At 37.3% G+C, this 23195-nt stretch carries 16 protein-coding genes; 6 read left to right on the top strand and 10 right to left on the bottom strand.

Annotated elements, in window-relative coordinates; all coding sequences use genetic code 11:
• Positions 1-2 precede the first annotated feature (2 nt).
• On the bottom strand, positions 3-1925 hold the full coding sequence (locus tag ANA_RS19995; RefSeq protein ID WP_015083233.1) for a transglycosylase domain-containing protein: 1923 nt from the start codon (positions 1923-1925) through the stop codon (positions 3-5).
• 173 nt (positions 1926-2098) lie between these two features.
• On the opposite strand from ANA_RS19995, the gene tyrS reads away from it, so the two are divergent.
• Together tyrS and pyrF are read left to right on the top strand one after the other, a co-directional pair.
• On the top strand, positions 2099-3295 hold the full coding sequence (tyrS, locus tag ANA_RS19990) for a tyrosine--tRNA ligase (RefSeq protein ID WP_015083232.1): 1197 nt from the start codon (positions 2099-2101) through the stop codon (positions 3293-3295).
• A gap of 1058 nt (positions 3296-4353) precedes the next feature.
• Positions 4354-5064, top strand: a complete 711-nt coding sequence (gene pyrF / locus ANA_RS19980; protein ID WP_015083231.1) for an orotidine-5'-phosphate decarboxylase — start codon at positions 4354-4356, stop codon at positions 5062-5064.
• Positions 5065-5233: 169 nt separating this feature from the next.
• Here pyrF and ANA_RS19975 read toward each other — a convergent pair whose 3' ends face one another.
• Complete coding sequence (locus ANA_RS19975; RefSeq protein WP_015083230.1) at positions 5234-6379, bottom strand: cold-shock protein; 1146 nt, start codon at positions 6377-6379, stop codon at positions 5234-5236.
• Between the two features lie 210 nt (positions 6380-6589).
• Here ANA_RS19975 and ANA_RS19970 point away from each other — a divergent pair, with 210 nt between their 5' ends.
• The gene (locus tag ANA_RS19970) at positions 6590-7240 is read left to right on the top strand and encodes a hypothetical protein (protein ID WP_015083229.1); all 651 of its coding nucleotides are present in this window, start codon (positions 6590-6592) and stop codon (positions 7238-7240) included.
• Between the two features lie 67 nt (positions 7241-7307).
• Here ANA_RS19970 and hemJ read toward each other — a convergent pair whose 3' ends face one another.
• The 5 genes from hemJ to ANA_RS19945 all read right to left on the bottom strand — a co-directional run bounded on the left by hemJ (position 7308) and on the right by ANA_RS19945 (position 13068).
• Complete coding sequence (hemJ, locus tag ANA_RS19965; RefSeq protein WP_015083228.1) at positions 7308-7886, bottom strand: protoporphyrinogen oxidase HemJ; 579 nt, start codon at positions 7884-7886, stop codon at positions 7308-7310.
• Between the two features lie 121 nt (positions 7887-8007).
• On the bottom strand, positions 8008-9141 hold the full coding sequence (locus tag ANA_RS19960) for a hypothetical protein (RefSeq protein WP_015083227.1): 1134 nt from the start codon (positions 9139-9141) through the stop codon (positions 8008-8010).
• Complete coding sequence (yhdJ, locus tag ANA_RS19955) at positions 9122-10015, bottom strand: adenine-specific DNA-methyltransferase (RefSeq protein ID WP_015083226.1); 894 nt, start codon at positions 10013-10015, stop codon at positions 9122-9124. Before yhdJ ends, ANA_RS19960 begins: the two co-directional genes overlap by 20 nt.
• Before the next feature lie 241 nt (positions 10016-10256).
• A complete protein-coding gene (locus ANA_RS19950) occupies positions 10257-11108 on the bottom strand; it encodes an alpha/beta fold hydrolase (protein WP_015083225.1) in 852 nt (283 codons plus the stop codon).
• Between the two features lie 271 nt (positions 11109-11379).
• Positions 11380-13068 carry a potassium channel family protein gene (locus ANA_RS19945; RefSeq protein WP_015083224.1) on the bottom strand — a complete coding sequence of 563 codons (1689 nt, stop codon included), beginning with the start codon at positions 13066-13068 and terminating at the stop codon, positions 11380-11382.
• Between the two features lie 53 nt (positions 13069-13121).
• On the opposite strand from ANA_RS19945, the gene ANA_RS28340 reads away from it, so the two are divergent.
• Positions 13122-13253 carry a hypothetical protein gene (locus ANA_RS28340; protein ID WP_256380219.1) on the top strand — a complete coding sequence of 44 codons (132 nt, stop codon included), beginning with the start codon at positions 13122-13124 and terminating at the stop codon, positions 13251-13253.
• Positions 13254-13590: 337 nt separating this feature from the next.
• Here the strand turns inward: ANA_RS28340 and ANA_RS19940 are convergent, their stop codons facing one another.
• A complete protein-coding gene (locus ANA_RS19940; protein ID WP_015083223.1) occupies positions 13591-14838 on the bottom strand; it encodes an L-lactate MFS transporter in 1248 nt (415 codons plus the stop codon).
• A 187-nt stretch (positions 14839-15025) separates the two neighbouring features.
• Here ANA_RS19940 and ANA_RS19935 point away from each other — a divergent pair, with 187 nt between their 5' ends.
• On the top strand, positions 15026-15664 hold the full coding sequence (locus ANA_RS19935; RefSeq protein WP_015083222.1) for a transaldolase family protein: 639 nt from the start codon (positions 15026-15028) through the stop codon (positions 15662-15664).
• Between the two features lie 586 nt (positions 15665-16250).
• Here ANA_RS19935 and ANA_RS19930 read toward each other — a convergent pair.
• On the bottom strand, positions 16251-18518 hold the full coding sequence (locus ANA_RS19930) for an MASE1 domain-containing protein (RefSeq protein ID WP_015083221.1): 2268 nt from the start codon (positions 18516-18518) through the stop codon (positions 16251-16253).
• A gap of 242 nt (positions 18519-18760) precedes the next feature.
• The gene (locus ANA_RS19925; RefSeq protein WP_015083220.1) at positions 18761-20455 is read right to left on the bottom strand and encodes an ABC-F family ATP-binding cassette domain-containing protein; all 1695 of its coding nucleotides are present in this window, start codon (positions 20453-20455) and stop codon (positions 18761-18763) included.
• Between the two features lie 531 nt (positions 20456-20986).
• Here ANA_RS19925 and ANA_RS19920 point away from each other — a divergent pair.
• Positions 20987-23179 (top strand): cation:proton antiporter, encoded by a 2193-nt coding sequence (locus ANA_RS19920; protein WP_015083218.1) that lies wholly within the window; start codon positions 20987-20989, stop codon positions 23177-23179.
• Positions 23180-23195: the final 16 nt, after the last annotated feature.

Raw genomic sequence — 23195 nt, 5'->3', positions numbered from 1 at the left:
AATTAGTTTGATTTGGGACGGGGAAACTGAGAAGGAGGCTTAAACTTTTCTACGGGTACGCCCTTAAGTGCTTTTGTCATAAAATCTCGCCAAATGGGGGCTACAGTACCACCACCAGTTGCTCCACTAGCTAACTGTTTGCTGTCGTCCCGTCCTACCCAGACAGCAGTAGTTAGTTGGGGTACAGTACCTACAAACCAAATATCCTTTTCTGAGGATGTAGTTCCTGTTTTACCCGCACTGGGGCGATTTATAGCAGCACCTTTTCCCGTACCTTCTGTCATTACTGAAGTCATGATATCAATAGTCGCTGCTGATGCCCAAGGGTCAAGAACTTGTTTAGGTTTGGGTGTATTATCGAGAATCACGTTACCAGCACTATCTGTAATTCTCACAATTACAGTAGATGGTGACTGCCAGCCATAATTAGCAAAGGTAGCATAGGCACTGGCCATTTCTAGGGGAGTGACACCAATAGCACCCAAAGGTAAAGAGGTAACAGGTTCCATGGGACTCATAATTCCTAATGTCCGGCAGGTTTCAATCACCTTATTCATCCCCACCGATTTACCAAGTTTAATCACTGGGATGTTTCGAGATTGAGCGAGGGCTTTGCGAATTGACATCGCTCCGGCAAAGCCACCATCATAGTTTCTTGGGAAGTACCTATTATTACCATCTTGGTAGCTGACTGGAGCATCTATCACTGTGCTATCTGGTGCATATTTGCCAGTAGCAAAGGCGGTATAGTAAACAAATGGTTTAAATGAAGAGCCTGGTTGTCGTTGAGCTTGTGTAGCTCGGTTAAATTCACTGGCTTTGTAATCTACACCACCGACAAGGGCTTTCACAAAATGGGTGCGGGGATCAATTGACACTAAGGCCATTTGATTCTTATTCAACCCTTGAGACTGAAGCTTTTCATGCCAATCTCTAACGGTTTCTTCGGCCATTGCTTGGAATTTAGCATCAACCGTAGTTTGGACGCGCATTCCCCCTTTGAGCAGAGAATCACGTCCAAATTTTTTCGCCAACTCTTGGGCTACAGTGTTGGTAATATAAGGTGAGGCACTACCTTGAAAAGACCTGATTTTACCCAGTTTAATTGGTTGTTTCAGGGCATCATCATATTCTTTTTGGGTAATCCAATTCAATTCGATCATTCGCCCCAGAACTTCCTTTTGTTTCTGTTTGGCCAATTTCATACTCGCAAAAGGGCTAAACTCTTCTGGTGCTTGGATTAAACCCGCCATCATAGCTGATTCACCCAAAGTTAAATATTCTGCTGATTTATTAAAATAACTGCGGGCTGCTGTTTGCACACCGTAATTGTTATGACCCCAATAAACTTGATTGAGGTACATTTCTAGAATTTCCTCTTTGCTGAGGATTTGCTCTAACCGAATTGCTAGGACAGCCTCTGCCAATTTCCGCGTAAAAGCCCGTTTTTGAGATAAAAATAGGTTTTTAACTAATTGCATGGTGATAGTAGAACCACCTTCTTTGACTCCACCTGCGACCATGTTAACGATGACAGCACGACCAACACCAGTGGGGTTAATCCCATGATGATCGTAGAAGTGACCATCTTCACTGGCTAGGACGGCGCGTTTGAGGTTGGGGGAAACTTTATTGAGGGGTACTACTTCTCGGTTAGCTTCTCCGTGAATACTGGTTAAAAGTTTGCCTTTTATATCGTATATGTAAGTTGTTTCCGAGGGGAAAAAGTTTTTTATTTGTCTAACATCTGGTAAATTACGGAAACTAATGGCTAAACCTACCAGTGTTCCCGCAACAATAGAGCTTGTTAGGAGTGTTATGGATAGCAAAGTACCGCCAGTTATCTGACCTACTCCCTTAAAAAACTCAAATCCAGATGAATCCTTCTCTTGTGGTTGTTTGTTTGCAAAAGTCCTAGACGACACGGCGATCTCACTTCCTCACTTGTAAATTTAAATGTAATTCATTAAATGGAAAAAGACAGTTAATTTTTTGCAATTATAGTAATCTGGCCGGAGAAAGGACAGATAATTGGTTTGTGAACATAACAAACTTAACTTTTAGAGTGGAAAGTATAGTTAATAGCGAATTTCTTAGTATGACGCAAAGTTTCTCTTGGTTGCATCGTGGTGTGGCAGAAATTTTTCCGCAACCCCATGTTGGTGATAATGATCCGGAAAGTTTGGAAAAGCGATTACTCAATTCTGACCGTCCTTTAAGAATTAAACTAGGTATTGACCCGACTGGGGCAGATATTCATTTTGGTCATAGTATACCTGTACGGAAGTTGCGGGCTTTTCAAGATGCTGGTCATACAGCGGTACTGATTATTGGTGATTTTACTGCCCGAATTGGTGATCCTACTGGTAAATCTGAGGTGCGTCGTCAACTTACGGAAGCTGATGTGGCAGAAAATGCCCAAACTTATCTTGACCAAGTCCGTCCTATTTTAGATTTTGATACTCCCGGTAGGTTAGAAGTCCGTTATAACTCAGAATGGCTTTCCCGTCTAGATTTGGGGAAAACTTTGGAGTTACTTTCAACTATGACTGTGGGACAGATGTTAGCCAAGGAAGGTTTTGCGGAACGTTATAAACAAGAGAGTCCCATTTTTCTCCATGAGTTCCTGTATCCACTGATGCAAGGTTATGATTCTGTGGCTGTGGAAGCTGATGTGGAATTGGGAGGGACTGATCAAAAATTTAACATCGCGGTGGGACGAGATCTACAACGTCATTTTGGTCTAAAACCTCAATTTGGACTGTTATTACCAATTTTAATTGGGACTGATGGTGTCCAAAAAATGTCTAAGTCTTTGGGTAATTATGTGGGTTTAGGAGAACATCCTTCCCAAAAGTATCAAAAACTTCAAGGTATACCAGATAATTTACTGTCGCAGTATTTTGAATTGCTGACGGATTTACCTTTGGATAGTCTGCCAGAAAACCCGCGCCACGCCCAAGAATTTTTAGCCTGGGAAATTGTCCGTCAGTATCACGGTGAACAAGCAGCTAATGAGGCGAAGGAAGCGGCAAAAAGTGGTGGGAAGGAGGGAGCATTACCAGAATTTTCTCTAGCTGCTATTCCTCAATTTCCGGCGAAATTAGCGTTTATTTTAGGTGCTACCGGTTTATGTAAAAGTACAGCCGAAGGTAAACGGAAAATTCAGGAGGGTGGAGTGAGGATAAATAGTGATAAGATTGCTGATGCGGATTTAAGTTTTTCTACACCTGATGATTTATATGATAAGGTGTTACAGGTGGGTAAGAAGAATTTTGTGCGGTTGGTAAAGTAGCTATCAGCAGTCAGCAGTCAGCATTCCAGAGTCAGTCAGGGAATCTATTCCCTGTCTAAAATAAGATAATCGGTAAATGTCCTCAAATTTAAACCACTCACAGTCAACAACAAATTGGTCTCGTAAGTCAAATACTACATCAATGACTTTGATGCTCTTCTTTATTTTATTTAGAATTTTTATTCTCATAATTTAGCATATTAGGTACTGAAGAACCATTACGGCTCTTCCGTACTTACTATGCTAAATTATTGTTTTAAATCCCAAAATCCTTGCCATATAAGGATTTTACGTTAATTCATTGGTTAATTTGACATAAATTTGGCATCAAACACAATGAAACCCTTTATTTATATGGGTTATGGGGTAAATAAACCCATATTTGGCATAACAGGTACGGAAGAACCTTAATTACTTGTTCTCTTAATTGATTAATTTCTTGTAAATTAGCCTTGACTTTATCGTTAGCATTAATATCTTTGCTGATTCAATTATCATAAACTGTCTATTTTGTCAACCCACCCTTGACGTTGCTTTACAAAACTACATCAATGTATTTCTAAATTTGTCCAAAAAATTCTCTATCACTCCTGAATATTTTCCCCGTTCTCACTTTCCCTATTTCTCAAATACCTATAAATAAAGGATTTCCAGATTCTACTTCCTACAATTTTAGAAAATTGATATACTACGCCTAGATTTTGAAATTTTACCAAATCGCTGAAACTATTGCAAGATCGTTGATAAATAGAAATTATTCTCAATAAAATATTAAGAAAATATAAATATGAAGTTATATTAATTTTTCTAAAATAGAAATATTTAAACTATTTTCCAAATATTCATAATTTACACTTATAAATTAGGGAAATAACAGGGTTAAGAGCAAAATTTTTGTTGTACTCTATTACACAGTATTTATATGTTATTAAACACTTGTAGGCTTTAATTAAGTAAATCTAATTGTTAAACTACTCAAAAGTAGTCATATTAAACATCGCTATTAAAGTATAATAAATTGGATAATATGTAATAAGTAATAACCAGAATTATGAATGATGAATGATGAAAAAATTATTGTACCTTTAGATGTACCAGATTTAGATAGTGCGATCGCTCTTGTTGATAAACTTCCCCAAGTCACTTTCTGGAAAGTTGGTTTGGAGTTGTTTACTAGCACTGGTCCCAAGATTCTGGAAATCCTCAAATCTCAAGAAAAGCGAATTTTCCTAGATTTGAAATTTCACGATATCCCCAATACTGTCGCCGGTGCTTGTCGCGCTGCGGCTGGTTATGGGGTGGATTTATTGACAATTCACGCAACTTGTGGTAATGATGCTTTAAAAGCTGCGGCGGAAGCGGTGCAAATTGGGGCGGAAAAAGCCGGGACAAAACCACCTCAGTTAATCGCTATTACGTTGTTAACCAGTATTTCGGCGCGACAATTGGCGGTTGATTTAAAAATACCTTTAGAATTGCCAGAATTTGCTTTAGAAATGGCACTGTTGGCACAGAATTCTGGTTTAAATGGGGCTGTTTGTTCTCCCCAAGAGGTGCAACAATTAAGAGCAAGTTGTGAAAAAGACTTTTTGCTGGTTTGTCCAGGGGTGCGGCCAACATGGGCCGAGAAGGGAGATCAAAAGCGATCGCTCACTCCCTCTCAAGCTATCACAGCGGGTGCAGACTATCTCGTTATCGGTCGTCCCATTACTGCGGCGGCTGTTCCTGAGTTAGCTTGGAATCAGATTGTTGAGGAGTTGAAGATATAATCTGATTATCAAGATAGTTCTTCCTCGTCATCTTCATGATAACAAATTCAAAATCAATTGTCAACCCTCTTAATACTATTTTTTTGCTTTTGTTGGGAGTAAATTAATAACGAGCAAATATTTGAATCAAATCGGTTTTACGTTTTAGGAAAAAATATCTGTCTAACAATCAAGATTTATCAATTACTGCCAAATTTGCAGATAGTTCATCTTCTTCAAACGCATCTGAATACAGTCTTTTATTAAAGACGTTCATTAGATCCTGAACTGCAACTTCTTTAACGCGAATTCCGTCAACATCATACAATTCTCTAGTATTGTTCTTAGTAATTATCCATACCTGACAATTTTTACCCTGGATTTGCAGAGTTTTTTTTCTAACATCGCCATTTGTTAATCTAAAATCAATTGTGATCTGAGAGTTCTTCAATTTATTGACATAATTTTCAATTTGTTCTTTTTTGTGTTCTTCAAAAGTGTTTCTGAGAGTACAGTCATACATCACTGCTAGACTACCAATTATGAAAAAACCATCGGCTCTACCAGCTTGGTTTTTTTTATCGTATTGATATAAACTGTGAATACCAAGTAGCCTGAGAATCATAAATGTATAATCCTCAAACTCTGCTGGATCTGATAGTGTCTTATGATTACCCAAAAATAAACAAATTTTTTCCTTGAGTTCTTTTAAATTGAAAATATTGTTATTATAAACTTGTAAATTGGTGATTGATTTTTCTATCTCAGAAGTTTGTGAATTGATTGGTGATACTATATCAGAAGTTTGTATATTAGTAACTGAATGTATAGGTTGATTTGTTCTAGGTGACAGCAATTGGATATGTTTAACTGATTTTATAACCCTCCCATCTCTATAATTTATAATTTTTACTACAAATCTAACTTTATCTCCTTTTACAATATTTTCTATTTGTATTTCCTCTAAATCTTCTTTAAAAAAGAATAAATCTTTATTTAGATTGTCTAATGGTTGGTCGGTTTTGATAAAACCGTTACCTTTTTCTATGCTTACCCAATTGATAACACCTGTTAAACTAATGGTCTTATTCAAGAAACGCACTTCCTGGGCAATTTTTTGTATAGTCCCATCTTTTCTATTCCATTCAGTAATACTGAATTCTACTACATCTGCTCGTTCAACATATTCAATACTGATACCAATCAGTTTATCAGCAAAGAAAAGTATGTCACCTTCATGACCAGGTATTGGTCTATCGGGATCAATAAATCCCAGACGACTTTTGCCTTCCTTAATACTAATAGCTCGGATTTTTCCTGTGAATTTCACGCTCATTGACTGACAACTCCTAAAAGTGGTAAATATAGGCCTGCCTAAAAACTGCACAAGCTAACAGTTCTCGGTGTTAGTATTTTATACTATACATTTTGGTACAAAAGATGTCAAAGCTGTTATTGCTTATCAGTACAAGTAAATAGAAAATCGGGATCACCATAAAGCGATAGGTTTAGGTTAATTAGACACCAATTATGGCAAAAACAAGCAATGCTAAAGCCTTTCTGTAGTTTAGGAGTTCAAAAGCAAGAAAGAAGAAGGAAGAAGAAAGTAAATTTCTCTCCTGCTTTTTGGTGCTTATATTTGATAGCCTGTAATTGCTGGCTATTTATTGCTCCTGGATTTCATTACTCCGCTGATGCTAAAAATATTCCTCCCAAACCTGTAAATCCCAAAATTAGTAATTCTTGTTCTGAGCAAAGTTTAGAAACTTTAACAACTCAGCTAATGTTAGATTTACCTAGCTATACTAATCGTGTTATCCAGCGTGCGCGTATTCTGAAACGGAGTGTTGATACTTTTTCCTATATCTTAGCTGCGGGTAAACCAGAGTTTGAACCTTTACCATTAAATCCAAGTATTGATAATGGGGATAAGTATAACGCCGAAGGAGTAAAACAGGTTTTCTTTACTACCCTAGAACGGACATATATCCACAAAAAACCTGTGGAATTACAAGAATTTCACAGGCTATTTTTGACAAAAACGAACATTGGTTGGACTGTGGTAATGATGTTTACCCAAGACGGTAGTTATCCAGTCAAACCACCTATCGCACCACCGAGAAATAGTAGTAACGGGGCGATCGCTCAAGGTGTTAAACTATGGTTACGGGATTGTCAAGCTGGCAGTGTTCGATAATCATATCATTGTTTTTGTTTCGCGCAGAGGCGCAGAGAAGCAAAGGCGCAAAGGAAGAAATACATGATTACCCTTGGGGAATTTGATTTAATTCTGCTGTCAGTTTTTCTTGATTGCGTCTGCGGATTTTGGCGTAAAGTTGAATAGTCACAGCCATGAAAATCACTAAGCCAAAAATTAACCAAGCTGTAATATCCGTTGGTAAGTTATTCTTAAATGTCGCCAACATCACAATTACAACTAATAAAAGTGTTGGTGCTTCATTTAATGCGCGTAAACTTTGACCAGTCCACTTACATTCATTCGCTGCTAACTGCTTCATTAATCTTCCACAGTAATAATGATAGCCAATTAAAATCCCTACAAACCCTAATTTGAAATGTAACCAAGGTTCTTGTAACAGTTCCATGTTTGTAGATAAGATTCCAATGGCCATTGCTACCGTTACGCACATACCTGGAGTGGTAATAATATCGTAAAGACGCTTTTCCATGATTTGATACTGGTTTTTCAGTATCGTTCTTGCTGGTTCTGGTTCAAGGTTCGCTTCAACGTGGTAGATAAACAACCGCACTAGGTAAAATAACCCCGCAAACCAAACCACAAAGCCAATAATATGAAATGCTTTAAACCACGAATAAGCCATGAATCCTAACCTACCTTCATCAATTTACAAATGATTGCATCTACTCTCATTATCAGGTTATGGTGATTTTACAGCAAGGATGCAGGTAGGTTAAGAAGTGTAAATCTTATATTTATCATCATCATATTTCATCCTCAACTACTTCTTCTTCCATATTGAACTCAACTCGACTTTGTAAAACTATTTCTTCAATTACTTGAATACCCCTTTGAAAATCTAAGACTTTATTAAAACGAAGTATTAACTCTGGAATATTTATCACTTCCTCTATACATTCCATATATTTCTTAATAATAGCTTTGATTTGATATCTTATCCTGGCTTGTTCCTCAATATTTTTGAGTAAATATTCAACTTCATCCTCAGTTTTGATTACAAAAGTAACTGGATATTTTTGTACCTTATCAATATCTAAAAAATATTTTCCCGTATCTAAAGTTTCTGTAACTTGAAAAAACCTTCCCAGAGGCTTCATAACAAAATCTATCCCACCATCATTTGCATTTGTGCGTCCAGTCTTATACAAAATCAAATGATCAACATTTAATTCATATTGTGACCAACCCCAGTATATTTTTTGCTCTGCATAATACTGTTTTAAAATCGCATAACTCACAATTTCAAATACTCTAGCATCTACATTTGGCTTTAATAGACTTCTAATAAATTCAATTGCTGCTTCAGATGACTGATTTTGAATTTCCATCATTTTTTGACAATAAATCATGAATTCATTGAATGATTTCATTCTGGCTTGAATATAAGCATCAATGATATCTTTAACAGATTCAGAAATATTGATTAATTGCTCACCAATTTCGATTTTTAAAAGATTTTCATTAATCCAATATCTATTTGTTGTTGAATCTCTTATTATTGGTAAATAATCTGAGGTGCGAAAATATTTTTTAAATTCTTCATTTAAACGATGATTTAGAGCATGATTTTGAAGTTTCCTTCCAAAAGGTAGTTCTCTTTGTCTCATTAATAGAGTAGTATATTGTGCGCCTTCATAATCTTCATAGCCATTCTGTATATGAAAGTTATTTTGCAAATAATCTTCAATTAAAACATATATAGCATAATGATTAGCAAAGCTGGCTCTTGATTTTGAACCACGATTTGCAGCTTTAGTTTTAAGATTGATATATTGTAATAATTGACTATTGTTTAAAATAATATCTCCATCTCCAGGAAAATATTTATTAAGAATATTAATTATTGTTTTCGTGAAATCATGCTGTAGTATTTGCATCAAAGATACTCCCTTGGATAAAATCTAAATCTACTTTTTTACCATTTTTATTTTTGACATTATGGTTTTTCTGTGGTGGTAAGAGTTTTTCTCCTTTATATTCTGCCATTTTTAAAACCCTTCTTAACCCAATTTTTAGATATTCTTCTTGTAGTTCAATACTGATAGATTCCCTACCTAAAACTTTAGCTACAGCAGCAGTTGTAAAAGTTCCAGCAAAAGGATCAAGTATTAAGCTTCCTTCATGGCTACTTGCTAAAATAATTCTTTCTAATAATGACGCTGGTTTTTGTGAAGGATGGTTTTCGTATTCTTCCATGCGATATCTAACACGGGGAAAATACCAAGCATTACCAGGTACTTTTTCTGTATTATAGGGAGTAGGAACTGATTTCCTGTAATCAATTAATTTACGTTGTGCGCCTGTTTTTGCTTCAACTTTGATATCATCTGCATTAAAAATATAATTATTTTTATTTTTGACACAATGAAGAATAGGTTCATACATTGAACCAAAGTATTTTGTAGCTTGAACTCCAGAACTATCATAATGCCATATTATGCGACTGAGAATAGTTAATTTTTTTCTCAAGTAAATATCAAAATAAGGCATTGCTTGGGTACTTGTCATCACATAAATTGTACCATTTTGTTTGAGAATGCGAATACATTCATCAAGCCATTGATATGACCAATTTATATATTCTGCTTCTGATTCCCATTTATCATGGAAATTACCAAATTTCTTACCTATATTATAGGGAGGATCGATAAAAATTAAATCTACTGATTCTGAAGGAATATGATTTGATAAAACGCTAATAGCATCACCATGAAAGATGGTATGTTGTTGATTTGTATATTGTTCAATCATTATTTTAAATAGGTAGAAAAGATTTTGAATGTGCAGATCAAAAACTGATATAGTATTTCCTCGTCTAAAGAAGTACAAAAACATCTGCGTTTGTCTGCGTTTGTCTGCGTTTAATTATTACTTCTTTTACCTCACTTGAATAGGAATTGCTATAAAGTAATATATCATGTGACTTTACTATCCTTCTTCTCAGAAATACAAAAAAGAGGGATAGCAGAGAACAAGAAACACAGGTTTATAACTAATTCGACTGGGAACGCCGGACAAATGGTAATAAATCCTGTAAAATCACTTCATGATAATGTTCTTGGGGATAATGTCCCACATTATTAAGTTTAATTATTTCACCATTGGCGACAGATTTAACGAAAGTTTCCGCCATATCTACAGATAACCAAGGATCAATTATCCCCCATTGGACTAAAATAGGTTGTGGCCATTCTTTAAACCCATTTTCTATTTCTATCATCGCTTTTTCTAGTTGAAAATTGCGAATTGTGGTGAGGAGACTTCTCCCAGAAGCAGAACTTTTCAAAAATGGTTTTCTATAAATATCTAAATCTTCATCTTCAATGCGGTAACGACTACCCCCTTCCAATGTTCTATCAACCAACAAAGGATCTTGGGTAATGATATCTCCAGCTAATGGTAAACCCATTTGTTTGATTTTCCAAGGAATTTTGGCAGAAGTGGTAATGGGTGTATTTAAAATCGCAATATTAGCAATCTTTTCAGGATGACGTAAGGCATATTGTAACCCAACTGAACCTAAAAATCCTTGGACAACTAAGGAAAATCTTTCTAATTCTAAAGCTTTAACAAATCCATCCAAAGCTGTGATAAATGCGTCCGGAGTATAAGCAAAATCCTGTTTTTCGGGTTTACCAGAAAATCCGTAACCAATCCAGTCCGGTGCGATCGCTCTATTTCCCTGTGCTGCTAAACTGGGAATAACATTTCTCCAACTATAACTTTGAGAAACTAACCCGTGTAAGCATAACACAGGGATTAAATCAGTTCTCCCAATCGGTTCAGCTTCCCGATAAAACCATTCTAAAGAATCTACCGTAATTTTATGTTCTTGAATTGACACGCTATTTTCCTATTTGGGAATGCAATAACACTGTACAAGTGCTACATTATCATCCTACAAATAGGTAACAGGTGAGCAAATTCAACCTTTGCGCCTTTGCGCGTGCATCTTTCAGAGTAACTTCGTTAACGCGCAGCGTGCCGTAGGCATAACATAATTCCTAAAAAAAGAAAAAAATTTCGCATTTTATAGATAAAGGGGGTTGACTTGCGGCTGGGAATCTGATATAGTTGAAACTGACGAGGAAGAACTATCTTGCCATAAAAATTAATTAAACTCCAATACCTTTTCCTTCTTCTCGCCATAACTGATTTAACCTGTTAGCGGGCATGGTTAAATACAAAACATCTCCAGGGGCGAGAATCGTTTCTAATAAATCCCAGCCCTGTACAGTTTCGTGGTTGATTTCCACATACAAAGGCACAAAATCCGCCAACTTGGCCACATCTTTCACCCACTCATCACAGAAAGGGTGTATTGGTGTAATTGTGGTGGCAAAAGCTACCCATAAATTATCAGCAATAATGCCATTACCAATAATCCTACCACCTAGGGCAGCAGCAGCGAAGGCAGGGGCAGCTAGTTCAGCGGGACTGAGTACAGCTTCAAAGTCAAATACCTGTTGTGCTATACCAGCAAAATCGGGATCAGCATAGTTGACAATCACAGGAATATTCGGTGCTAAAGCCTTAGCTTTGAGAGCAATTTCCAAATTAGTAGCATCATTGCTAGTGACAGCTAAAACTGCGGTAGCTGTGTTGATATTACTTGACTGTAGAGTAGCGCGAAAACTGGCATCAGCAAGGATGACAGGAATACTCATACCTCTAGCAGTAGTCACATATCTATTATTAGCGTCTGTTTCAATTACTACTACTTCATGGCCACTCAGATGTAATTGTTGAACAATTCTAATGCCGATACCACTTAAACCGCAAACAATATAATGATTATGTTGGGGAATTCTCGCTGCGTCTAAAAATTGTTTTAAGCGACTACCCAGGATAAAATCTGTCAGCGTAGCGTACCAAAGCCCAATTACCACAGCCCCAATTAGCATAATGATAACGGTAAATAATTTGATGCTATCAGGTGCATTTTCTACGACTTTATCATTACCACCAGCCCCTGTAATCATGCCGACAGCAAAATATAAAGCATCAACAAAAGAGAGATTATGCTTACTGGCAACATAGGTAAATGTAGAGAGTAAAATAATTACTAATAAAGCTATTGCCATGCCGACAACTGATTGGGCGTGTTTCTGAAATTCCCTAATATTAGCAAAAGCTTTGATTAATTTTCTAATAAATGATTTACGTTGTGGACGAATGCGGGGTTGAGTGCCAATAATTAAGCGATCACCTACTTTCAATTGTTGATCTAATAACACTGCTGAAACTACATTCATTTTCCCTTGGATAGGGACATAATAAATCAGCATTCGCGTTGGATCTTCCCATAAACAGCTAATTTTTCTACCCTTCCAAGCATGATTTTCGTGAATATATTCTTCTTGAATTGGCCAAGTTTGCTCAAGTAATTTAATTTGGCCAATGGCTTTGTTTCCTAAAGCGGCAAAGGTAAATACTGGTGCGGCTAAACCCACAACACTCAAACTTAAATGATTTGACAAAGTTTGATCAAGACGTTCACCTAAATTCGTATTATAAAAACGGTTAATAATCCGAATTTGGGGATTAAGTACCCGTGCTTGCATCATGATTGATAAATTTAGGGCATCATCAGAAGTCGCAATTACTAAAGTATGTGCTTCGGTAATTCCCGCTGCTTGCAAAGTGGCAACTGCCTGTAACTCACCAACAATTACATTAGCAGCAGTTTCACCAGCAACGGGTTTGCGATGAATACCTACTACTAAAGCCCCATGTTCTCTCAGTAACCGAAATATTTTATATCCGGTACGCCCTAAGCCGCAAACAATAATTCGAGGTTTCATAAAACCGCAGCATAAAATTTATATAAATGGCTACATAGGGGGTGCTGAAAAAGTTGTCTGTGAGGGCTAGGAGTCAGGAGTCAGGAGTCAGGAGCGATGCCCTGAGCTTGTCGAAGGGTCAGGAGGAAGAATTAGAAGAAGAGAAGAATAGTTTTGAATCTGGTCAAGTGATAGGTTTTTGCTGATTTCAACCCTTATTCCTTGCACCTGATTCACCTTTTTTACCTTCAAACTCTTGATATATCTCAGTTCTAGGTTTATTCAGCAGCCCCTACATATCAATTATCAAAAAAGAATTCAGGAGTTGGAATTGAATTCAATAATCTCTATTCTTGCTTAACTAACGGGATAATAACTGTAACTGAACACACTATAGGGATAAGATCCCCGACTTCTTAGAAAAGTCGGGGATCTGACTCTTGCAGAAAATTAAAAATAATTAGAAAATGCACATAATAATCCGACAACCCTCTAACTAATGCGGGAAGCACAAGCAAAGAGGGGATGTCGAAAACGAACAAATTATGTGACTAAATCGGCATTGGCAGAAGTGCGTTTCAGCATGAATACAGCCACAATAATTCCCACAATGGCTAATCCCGCAGTTGGATAAAAGAAATTAGTGTAACTGCCGAAAATGTCTCTAATTTTGCCAGCTAATAAAGTTCCACCCAAAGCCCCCATACCGTAAGCAGTGAAGACAATACCGTAATTTTTAGCATAGTCTTGGGATTGAAACATGATTAAAGTGGAAGTGGGAGCGATCGCTAACCAACCCCCCAAAGCCAAGTAAAATAGCGAAAAAGCGACTATATAAGTGAGTACACTGCCCTTACCCGCACTCAGCATCATAATCGAACCAATCAAAATTAAAACAAAGGAAACAATTGCCCCCAACTTTGGCGTAAATTTGTCCGTAAACCACCCAAAAAACAACCGTCCCGCACCATTAAAGACAGCAAACAGAGAAACTGTATTTGCGGCTGTGGCTGCATCTAATTTAATAATTTCCTGTGCTAGAGGACTAGAAATACCAATAGCTGCCAGTCCCGCAAAAGAACCAATGGTGTAGCACAACCACAAGCCATAAAAACTGGAAGTCTGAAGAATTGATCCTGAAGTTGTCGTGTGAGAATTTGTTTGCACAGATCCGGGTGGAGTCCATCCTTCTGGTTGCCAACCTGGAGGAGGAGTTGTGAGGACAGTAGAAATAGCGGTAATAATAACTGCAAAAGCAATACCTAAAATTACAAAAGTTTGCTGAACTCCAAAAGCATCTATCAGAAACTTGGCCAAAGGTGCAGTAATTAAAGGTGACAAACCAAATCCAATCACAGTAGCGCCCACAGCCAAACCTTTTTTATCAGGAAACCACTTAGCCACCACAGCCAATGGTACACCGTAAGTGATACCCACACCCATACCAGCAATCACACCATAGGTAATAGTTAATGTAGGAATATTGCCACCCAAACTAGAGAGGATATAACCTACTGCCGTAATTAACCCACCAACACCTGTAATCAGACGAGTATCAAAACGATTGATATAAAAGCCAGTGATTGGCATTAAAATTGCGAATACAACCAGCAGCACCGTAAATGGTAATAGGCTATCAGTTGCACCCACACTAAGAAGTTTTTCCAAAGGTTTTCTAAAAATACTCCAAGAATAAACTGTACCCAAGCACAGTAAAACAGTGATACTTAGAGGTATCAGTAGCCATCGCCCTTTCTCCGCAGGCATACCAAATAATTGTAGTTTTTCCATTTGTTGTTATGTGAGGTGAATATATAATTTTTTTGCAGTATCTCACTTTTTGGCTAAATTGGCATAAATGTTTTTTATATCGAGGTGAGTACGTAGGATAGCGTGAAAAATTAGCTAAGATATTTCTGTTAATTCTTCTGGATAAACTGCTGTAAAGTAATCCTGGAAAGAATTAATCAGGGTTATTATGGCACTTTATTTAGATTCAGCTATTGCCGCAGAAGCCGAAATTGTTAAACATTGGGGTTGGGTAAAAGGTATCACCACCAACCCCACATTGTTAGCACAAGCCAACACCCCACCAGAAACCACCCTCAAAACCTTAGTTTCCTTAACTTCAGGTCCGGTATATTATCAACTCCTCGTTTCAGACAAAGAGAAAATGATAGCCCAAGGGAGAAAAGCTTTTGAAATTATTGGTTCTCAAACCATCTTAAAAATTCCTGCCACACCCCTAGGATTTGAGGTAGTAGCCACCCTTTCCTCAGAAATCACCTGTTCCGTCACCGGCATTTACAGCCCCGCACAAGCCGCAGTAGCCAAGGAAGCGGGGGCAAAAATCGCCATAGCCTATGTCAATCGGGCTGAACGCTTGTTAGGAGACGGTATTGCTTTGGTACGAGATATGGCCAGTATTCTCAAAGGCAGTAATGTGGAAATTTTAGCAGCTAGTATCAAGTCACCAGCAGAAGCAGCCGCGTCTCTCCAAGCCGGTGCTAATCATCTCACCTTACCATTGGCAATGTTGCAAGCCATAGCAAGCCATGAATTTTCCAATCAAACCGTGATTGATTTTGCGGCTGGAGGAATCGGCTTAACAATTTAAATTAATAGCCTCTAGTATATACTCCAACACCATTAGTGAATAAATGAAGGGTTTCACCCCTCATCCTTAAAACCTTGATTTTCCATAATCAAAATATTTTAAAATTGGTTTTATGGTCCTAGACAAAATGGCTTAAAAACCAGTGAAATCAATCTATATCGGGGATGATGGGTGTGACCCCCTATTAATTATTCCCGGAAAATATAGATTACAAACTGTTGGCAATGAACAAATAAAAAATTTAAAAATAAATGCCAAATTGGCAACCATCATGAAACGAACCAGGCTAAATTATATGAGTCGAGCAAAAACAAGGGATTCGTTAAGAGACTGAATCAATTAGCAAAAAGCTCTTGTTAAGATTGCTTAAAAAATAAATAGAATTAGTATTTGCTGCCTAGGAATACCTGCTAAGTATAGACGTTATCGTTAACCTGCAAATTACCCCCCTAATTAACGGTTCTCGTCTGTATGAATAAAGTTCCTAATCGCTTCAGCAGCAAATGATAGAGTGGGAGAGAAAGGCGCTTGGTAATGCCTCCTCCCACTCTCTTTTTTTGGGTACTTTTTATAAGTCGTGCAGCTTTTAATCTGTTGATTCTGACTGATAAATTCTGTGTTGAAAAAGTCTTTTTTGCACCAGTTGAATTGATTCTACAATTGCTTCTAATTTGACAGGCTTAGGAATAAAATCATCCATACCAACAGATAAACATTCATCTCTGTTTGACTGCATTGCATTGGCAGTCATAGCAATAATATAAGGACGATTAGTTTTACCCCATTCTTGATAAATTGCTTCTGTTGTTTCTATCCCATCTAATTCTGGCATTTGTATATCCATGAAAATAACATCATATATCTGTTGTTTTAATGCGGTTAATACCTCAACCCCATTATTGACAATATCTACTTGATATCCTAGTTTCTGAAATAATTTCTCAGCAATTTTCTGATTAACAATATTATCTTCAGCAATCAATATTTGTAAAGGAAATTTCTGGGAGAAATGGGTATCAAATTTAATGACTGGTTTTTGGATATCTTGATTTTTGGGGGTGAGAAAATCTAGCTCTACACTAAATAGACTACCTTGGGATAATTTACTAATGACTTTAATTTCACTACCCATTATTTGAGCTATTTTTTGACTAATTGCTAAACCTAATCCTGTGCCTTGAGATTTAAGTTTACTTTCTCCTACTTGCTCAAATGGTAAGAATATTTTGGCTAATTTTTCAGAGCTAATTCCCACACCAGTATCTGTGACTTGGAAGTTTATTTTAGTTAAATAAAATAACTCATTTTTTGGTTCTTGACTAATAAAATTAACAATCAAAGTTACTTTACCTGTATCCGTAAATTTAATAGCGTTTCCTAATAGATTTAGCAAAATCTGTTTTAAGCGTTTTTCATCGGTATGAATAATAATAGGTATTTTTTGGTCAAATTGATAGATAAAATCAATATTTTTTTCCATTGTAGAATAACGACAAATTTCGACTATCCCTTTCAAAAAATCAGGAAAGTTAAAATTTTGCAGTTCTAGTGCCATTTTTCCAGCTTCTATTTTAGAAATATCTAAAATATCATTAATTAATGATAATAAATGGACACCTGATTGATAAATGATTTGAATATCTTCTTTCTCTGATGTTGTTAATGTTGGTGAATCTTGAAAAATTTGAGAAATTCCTAAAATACCATTTAATGGTATCCGCAGTTCGTGACTCATGTTGGTGAGAAATTGACTTTTGTAACGGTTAGCATCTACATAATTTTGTTTTGCTAATTCTAATTCTAAATTTTGCTGAATAAGCTGTTCTTTTTGTTGCTCTAATATTTCTGCTATTTGCTGAAGTTCTAGCGATTTATCAAATAATTCCATTTGCGAATTTTTTAGGATTAATGTTGCTGTTTTTCTTTCACTAATCACAGCATTTAATACAAGTGTTGTTAAGACAATTACCCCAATAAAGCATTGTAGTAATAAAAGAGATTCATTTAAGTTAGAACGATTAAATGCTCCTAGTCCTCTAACTGTTCCTAAAATAGCCATTACAGCTACAAGTACAATTAAGTTTGTAGCAGCTAGTTTCCCAAACCGAAAAACTGCCCAAACTAAACAAGGAATAATCATGTATTCTATAAAGTAGTTACTAAAAAAAGCATTTTCACATATAATAATAACAATTGTTAATAAGAGTAAAATTTCGATAATTCCCCAAAAAGTTCTTGATTTTAGGTTAATTGCAAATTCTTGTTTGTGCGTTAAGAAATATTCCTTAAATAACTCTCCCCAAGTTAGTAATGCTGGAGTAAAAATAAAGATTCCAGCTACGTTAGATATCCACCAAGTTACCCATAAATTGGTAAAGTCAATAATAGATATTTTTCCTCCTAATGTTAATGCTGTTACTCCCGCAGTCGCATTCACAATTGGTCCAATCATCCCTGTGAATACTAAAAATTTCCTCACGTCGCTTAGTCGTTCTAGAGGAGAGGGTGTAGCAACTAATTTGCGAAATAGGAAACAACCCAGTAATATCCCAGAAGTTGTACCAATAGCAATTCCTAAAACCTGTAAAATTGAAGAAATGAGCGTAATGATATTGGTTGGATTAATAAATGCCCAAATATTTGCTAAGAATGACCCAATTAATACTCCTGGCCAAATCCAATACCCAAAAAGTAATATAGCAGCAGTAGCAAAACCATCAGGTGGCCAAACTGGTGTAACATTTTGGGGCGTAGAAGCGAGAATTCGAGAAAATTGTGCAGTTTCGTAGTAAACTAAAGCTAAAACTGCTATCCATGTAGAACGGACTGATATAAATCCTAAGTTGAATTTCATTACCCAATACCCAATTATTCTCAGGGCTATTTCATTCTTATTTAACCCGCCTCAGAATGAATTCTGATAGCTTGCGTGGCGAAGCCATGTCTAATAGCAAAAGTCGTCTCAAGACGACTAAAGGAAAGTTTATAGTCCGTTAAAACAGACTTGAATTATTAGCCCTGATAGCGAAGCGTGGCGTAAGCCATACTTCAGTTCAGGGCGGATTATGTTTAGAATGAAATAGCCCTGCAATTATTCTACTTCTGCTTTGCTCCAGCTTTAGCAGCTTTAGCGGCTTTTTTAGCAGCTTTTTCGGCTGCTGCTGCTGCTAATTCTGCTTGTTCTTTCTCTTCGGCTTTCTTATCGAGATAGTAGTGATAATCTCCTAAATAAACGCGGAATTCACCATCACGAATTTCGACGATTTTGTTAGCTACTTGGGAGATAAAATAACGGTCGTGGGAAACTACCAGGGCTGTACCATCATAGTTTTGCAAAGCCTCTTCCATCATTTCTTTCGCAGGAATATCTAAGTGGTTGGTAGGCTCATCCAAAATGATTAAATTCGCTGGACGTAAAAGCATTTTAGCTAATGCTAACCGAGCTTTTTCACCTCCACTCAATGCCCCAACTTTCTTAAATACGGTATCACCAGTAAATAAGAATCTTCCTAACAGTGTACGAACTTCTTCGTTTGTCCAGTTGGGAACTTCATCATGAATTGTTTCCATGACGGTTTTATTTAAATCCAACGCTTCCGCTTGGTTTTGCTCAAAGTAACCCGGAATAACGTTGTGATCACCTAATTTCACAATCCCTTCTGTGGGAGGTTCAACACCCATCATGATTTTTAATAGTGTGGATTTACCCGCACCATTGGGACCGAGAAACGCAATTCTGTCTCCTCTTTCCACTAGCAGATTTGCCGACAAAAACAGAATTTTATCCCCATAAACATGAGTTAAATCCTTAATTTCTACCACTTCTCTACCGCTACGACTAGCATCAGGAAAACGGAAATGCAGAGTTCTTACTCCGCCTGTGGGAGCTTCGATGCGTTCAATTTTATCTAGTTGCTTTTCTCTACTTTTCGCTTGGGTACTGCGGGTAGCACTGGCGCGGAATTTATCTACAAATGCTTGTTGTTTCTCTAATTCTTTTTGCTGACGTTCGTAAGCGTTAAGTTGTGCGTATTGATTTTCCGCTTTTTGTTGTAGGTAGGATGAGTAATTACCCAGGTAAGAACTGGAAACACCCCGTTCAGTTTCCACGATTTGGTTACACAGACGATCTAAAAATTCCCGGTCATGGGAAACTATCACCATGGGGGTAATTAAACCGCGCAGGTAATTTTCTAACCACTCAATGGTTTCTAAATCTAAGTGGTTTGTCGGTTCGTCCAGTAGTAACAAGTCGGGTTTTTGCAGGAGAATTTTCCCTAAACTCATCCGCATTTGCCAACCACCGGAGAAGGCACTAACTAGGCGATCGCCATCTTCTAGTTGAAATCCCATCTCTGGTAAGATCTTACCAATCCGCGAGTCTAAGTTATATCCGTCTAAAGCCTCAAATTGACGCTGTAACCTATCTAACTGATGAATTAGTTCATCTAATTCTTCTGGATTAGCAGTTTCCATCTCATGGGGAATATGAGCTAAAGCCATCTGCACTGCGTTGGCTTCTTTAAATACAGTCCAAAATTCTTCTCTGACTGTACGAGTGGGGTCAACCTCAAATTCTTGGTTAAGATAAGCTATATGTAGACTGGAAGGGCGAATAATTTCGCCAGCGGTGGGTTCAATCTCCCCAGAGATGATTTTCAATTGGGTGGATTTTCCCGCACCGTTAACACCAACTAAACCAATCCGATCTCCTGGTTTGACTTCCCAGTTGACATCTTTAAGAACTTCGCCTGTAGGATAAATTTTACTGATATGTTCTAATCGCAGCATGAAGCGTCTCGTAGGTAGGGGACAGGGGGCAAAGCTAACGCCGTATATAATCTTAACAAAATTTAACGCCTTATGTACAATTTTTTGGCTAATTCTTTCCTAGAGTCAGGAGGTAGGGGCGCAGGCTCTGCACCCTTTGTCAGCAGAAAGAAGAGAGAAGAAGAAAAACGGGGTTTACCAGCAAGTGTTGTACATTACAACCGAGACATTTTTCCAACTTTTAGTTATAGTATTGTTTGACAATTTCTGGGTTATTATTGCCTTTTTTGAGGAAATAATTTATTGATCAAAGGTTCTGATCACTTTATTCTCTTGTTCTAGGTTTTATGCTTGCTAATTCTCAATTTTATTCGCGGTTTAACAATAAATTAATACTGATTTTTTGAGAAAATTAAGATAGTGAAGTAACAATAATTAACATCTTAAATTAATAAAAATAGCCGAAAATATATCTAATTAGATTAGGTTGACAATTTACACTCTTGTAAATAATTATCATAGTGAACCCAGATAATCGTTAATGAGGAAAATATGCACACAGTTGTTCTCGTTCTAGTTCAGGTGTTAATTGTAATTGGACTCTCCCGACTTGTGGGACTGGGATTCAAAGCAATTAAACAACCATTGGTAATTGGTGAGATCTTCGCTGGTATCATGCTTGGTCCATCATTATTTGGTTTAATTGCTCCCGGTTTAGCACATAGCCTGTTTCCCCCAGAAACAATGCCTTATTTGAATGTTTTATCGCAAATAGGGCTAATATTTTTTATGTTTCTGATTGGGTTGGAATTAAATCCTAAATATCTGAGTGGTAACTTAAAAACTGCCATTCTCATTTCTAATCTCAGCATTATTGTTCCCTTTGCTTCGGCTTTTGGATTATCTTTCCTCCTTTATCCTTTAGTTTCTGGCAACAATGTAAATTTTGCCCCTTTTGCCTTGTTTTTAGGGGCAGCCATGTCAATTACCGCCTTTCCTGTATTGGCGAGAATTATTACCGAAAATAACTTACAGGGAACTCGGTTAGGGACATTAGCCTTAACTTGTGCGGCAGTGGATGATGTGACAGCTTGGTGTATTTTAGCAGTAGCGATCGCTGTCGCTCGTCACGGTAGTATTGATCAACAAGCTATTTTCACCATTGTTGAAAGCATTGTTTATATTGGCTTCATGTTCACAGTTGGACGGTGGTTTCTCAAACGGTTAAGCAAACATCATCGTCGGGCTGGACGTTTGAGTCAATTGGTTCTCGCTGTAATTTATATGGGAGTTGTGTCCTCTGCCTTAATTACTGAATTTATCGGCATTCACCTAATTTTTGGGGCATTCTTATTAGGCGCAGTCATGCCCAAAGATGAGGAATTAGTCAGAGAATTAGCCATCAAAACTGAAGATTTTGTTCTCATTTTTCTCTTACCAATCTTCTTTGCCTACAGTGGTTTAAAAACACAAATTGGTTTACTTAACAGTCCTCATTTATGGCTATTGTCTGCTTTGATTTTATTAGTAGCAATCGGTGGTAAATTTACTGGTGCTTATATAGCTGCTCGAATTAGTGGCATTGACAAACGCGAAGCATCAGCCCTAGGTTGGTTAATGAATACTCGCGGTTTAACCGAGTTAATTGTCTTGAACATTGGTTTAGAGTTAGGCGTAATTACCCCCTTACTTTTCACCATGTTAGTAATAATGGCTTTGGTGACAACATTCATGACTTCACCATTACTGGAATGGACTTATCCTAAGCGCCTAATCAGATTAGATATAGTTGAACCAGAAGCAGAAATTCCATCAGAAGCTGTACCAGCCCCCAGCGAACCTTACCTCATCCCATATCGGATTTTAGTCCCAGTTGCCAATCCCAATGCCCAAAAAGGTTTGTTACAGTTAGCAACAGCGATCGCAGTCAACAACCGACAACCTGCTATTGTTTATCCCCTCAGTTTTATTGAACTCGAAGAAGACTATGGCTTTGAAAGTACCCCCACCGAAGCCGACAGACTGATTGCCGAGCGTCGCCAAAAATTAGAAGAATTAATCGCCACCCTAGAACCACCACTAACACGTTCCTGTATCCATCCCATAGTTCGCATATCTAGCAATGTTGCTAGAGAAACAGCACAAATAGCCAAAATTGAACAACCCGATTTAGTTCTCGTCGGTTGGCATCGTCCAGCTTTTAGTAACAATCGGTTAGGAGGAAGAGTCGGACAAATCCTGGGGACTACACCAGTAGATGTCGCCGTATTTGTAGATAAAGGTGGCGAACGTTTAGAAAGTTTATTAGTTCCCTACTCTGCCAACATTCATGACGATTTAGCATTAATTATCGCCCTCAGAATGCTGATTAATCGTGATACTTGTATGTTACAAGTTTTACAAGTCTTTAAAGGCAATCATGTCCAAGACGAATTAAGTTATGAACTCAACACCATGATTGAGCAGTTACCCAAAAGTGTCCGCGATCGCATTGAAATTAAAACTGTTACATCCCCAGAACCAATCCCAGCCGTAATTACTGCCTCAGAAAATGTTGATCTGACTATTGCTGGTACTAGCCGTCTGTGGGGAATAGAACGTCAAACCCTGGGAAGATACACAGATCAACTTGCCATCCAATGTCGTTCTTCATTACTCATTACCCGTCGTTACAGTCAAGTTACCTCACACCTTACCGCCCTTTTACCAGCAGTTAATACCCAAGAAATAATTCGTAATTCTTAATTTTTGCCAACCAGGT

Origin of the sequence: Anabaena sp. 90 (assembly GCF_000312705.1) — a bacterium.
In the GTDB taxonomy this organism is placed as follows: domain Bacteria; phylum Cyanobacteriota; class Cyanobacteriia; order Cyanobacteriales; family Nostocaceae; genus Dolichospermum; species Dolichospermum lemmermannii.
The sequence above is the reverse complement of the archived record's forward strand: the minus strand, read 5'-3'. Positions and strand labels throughout refer to the sequence as shown.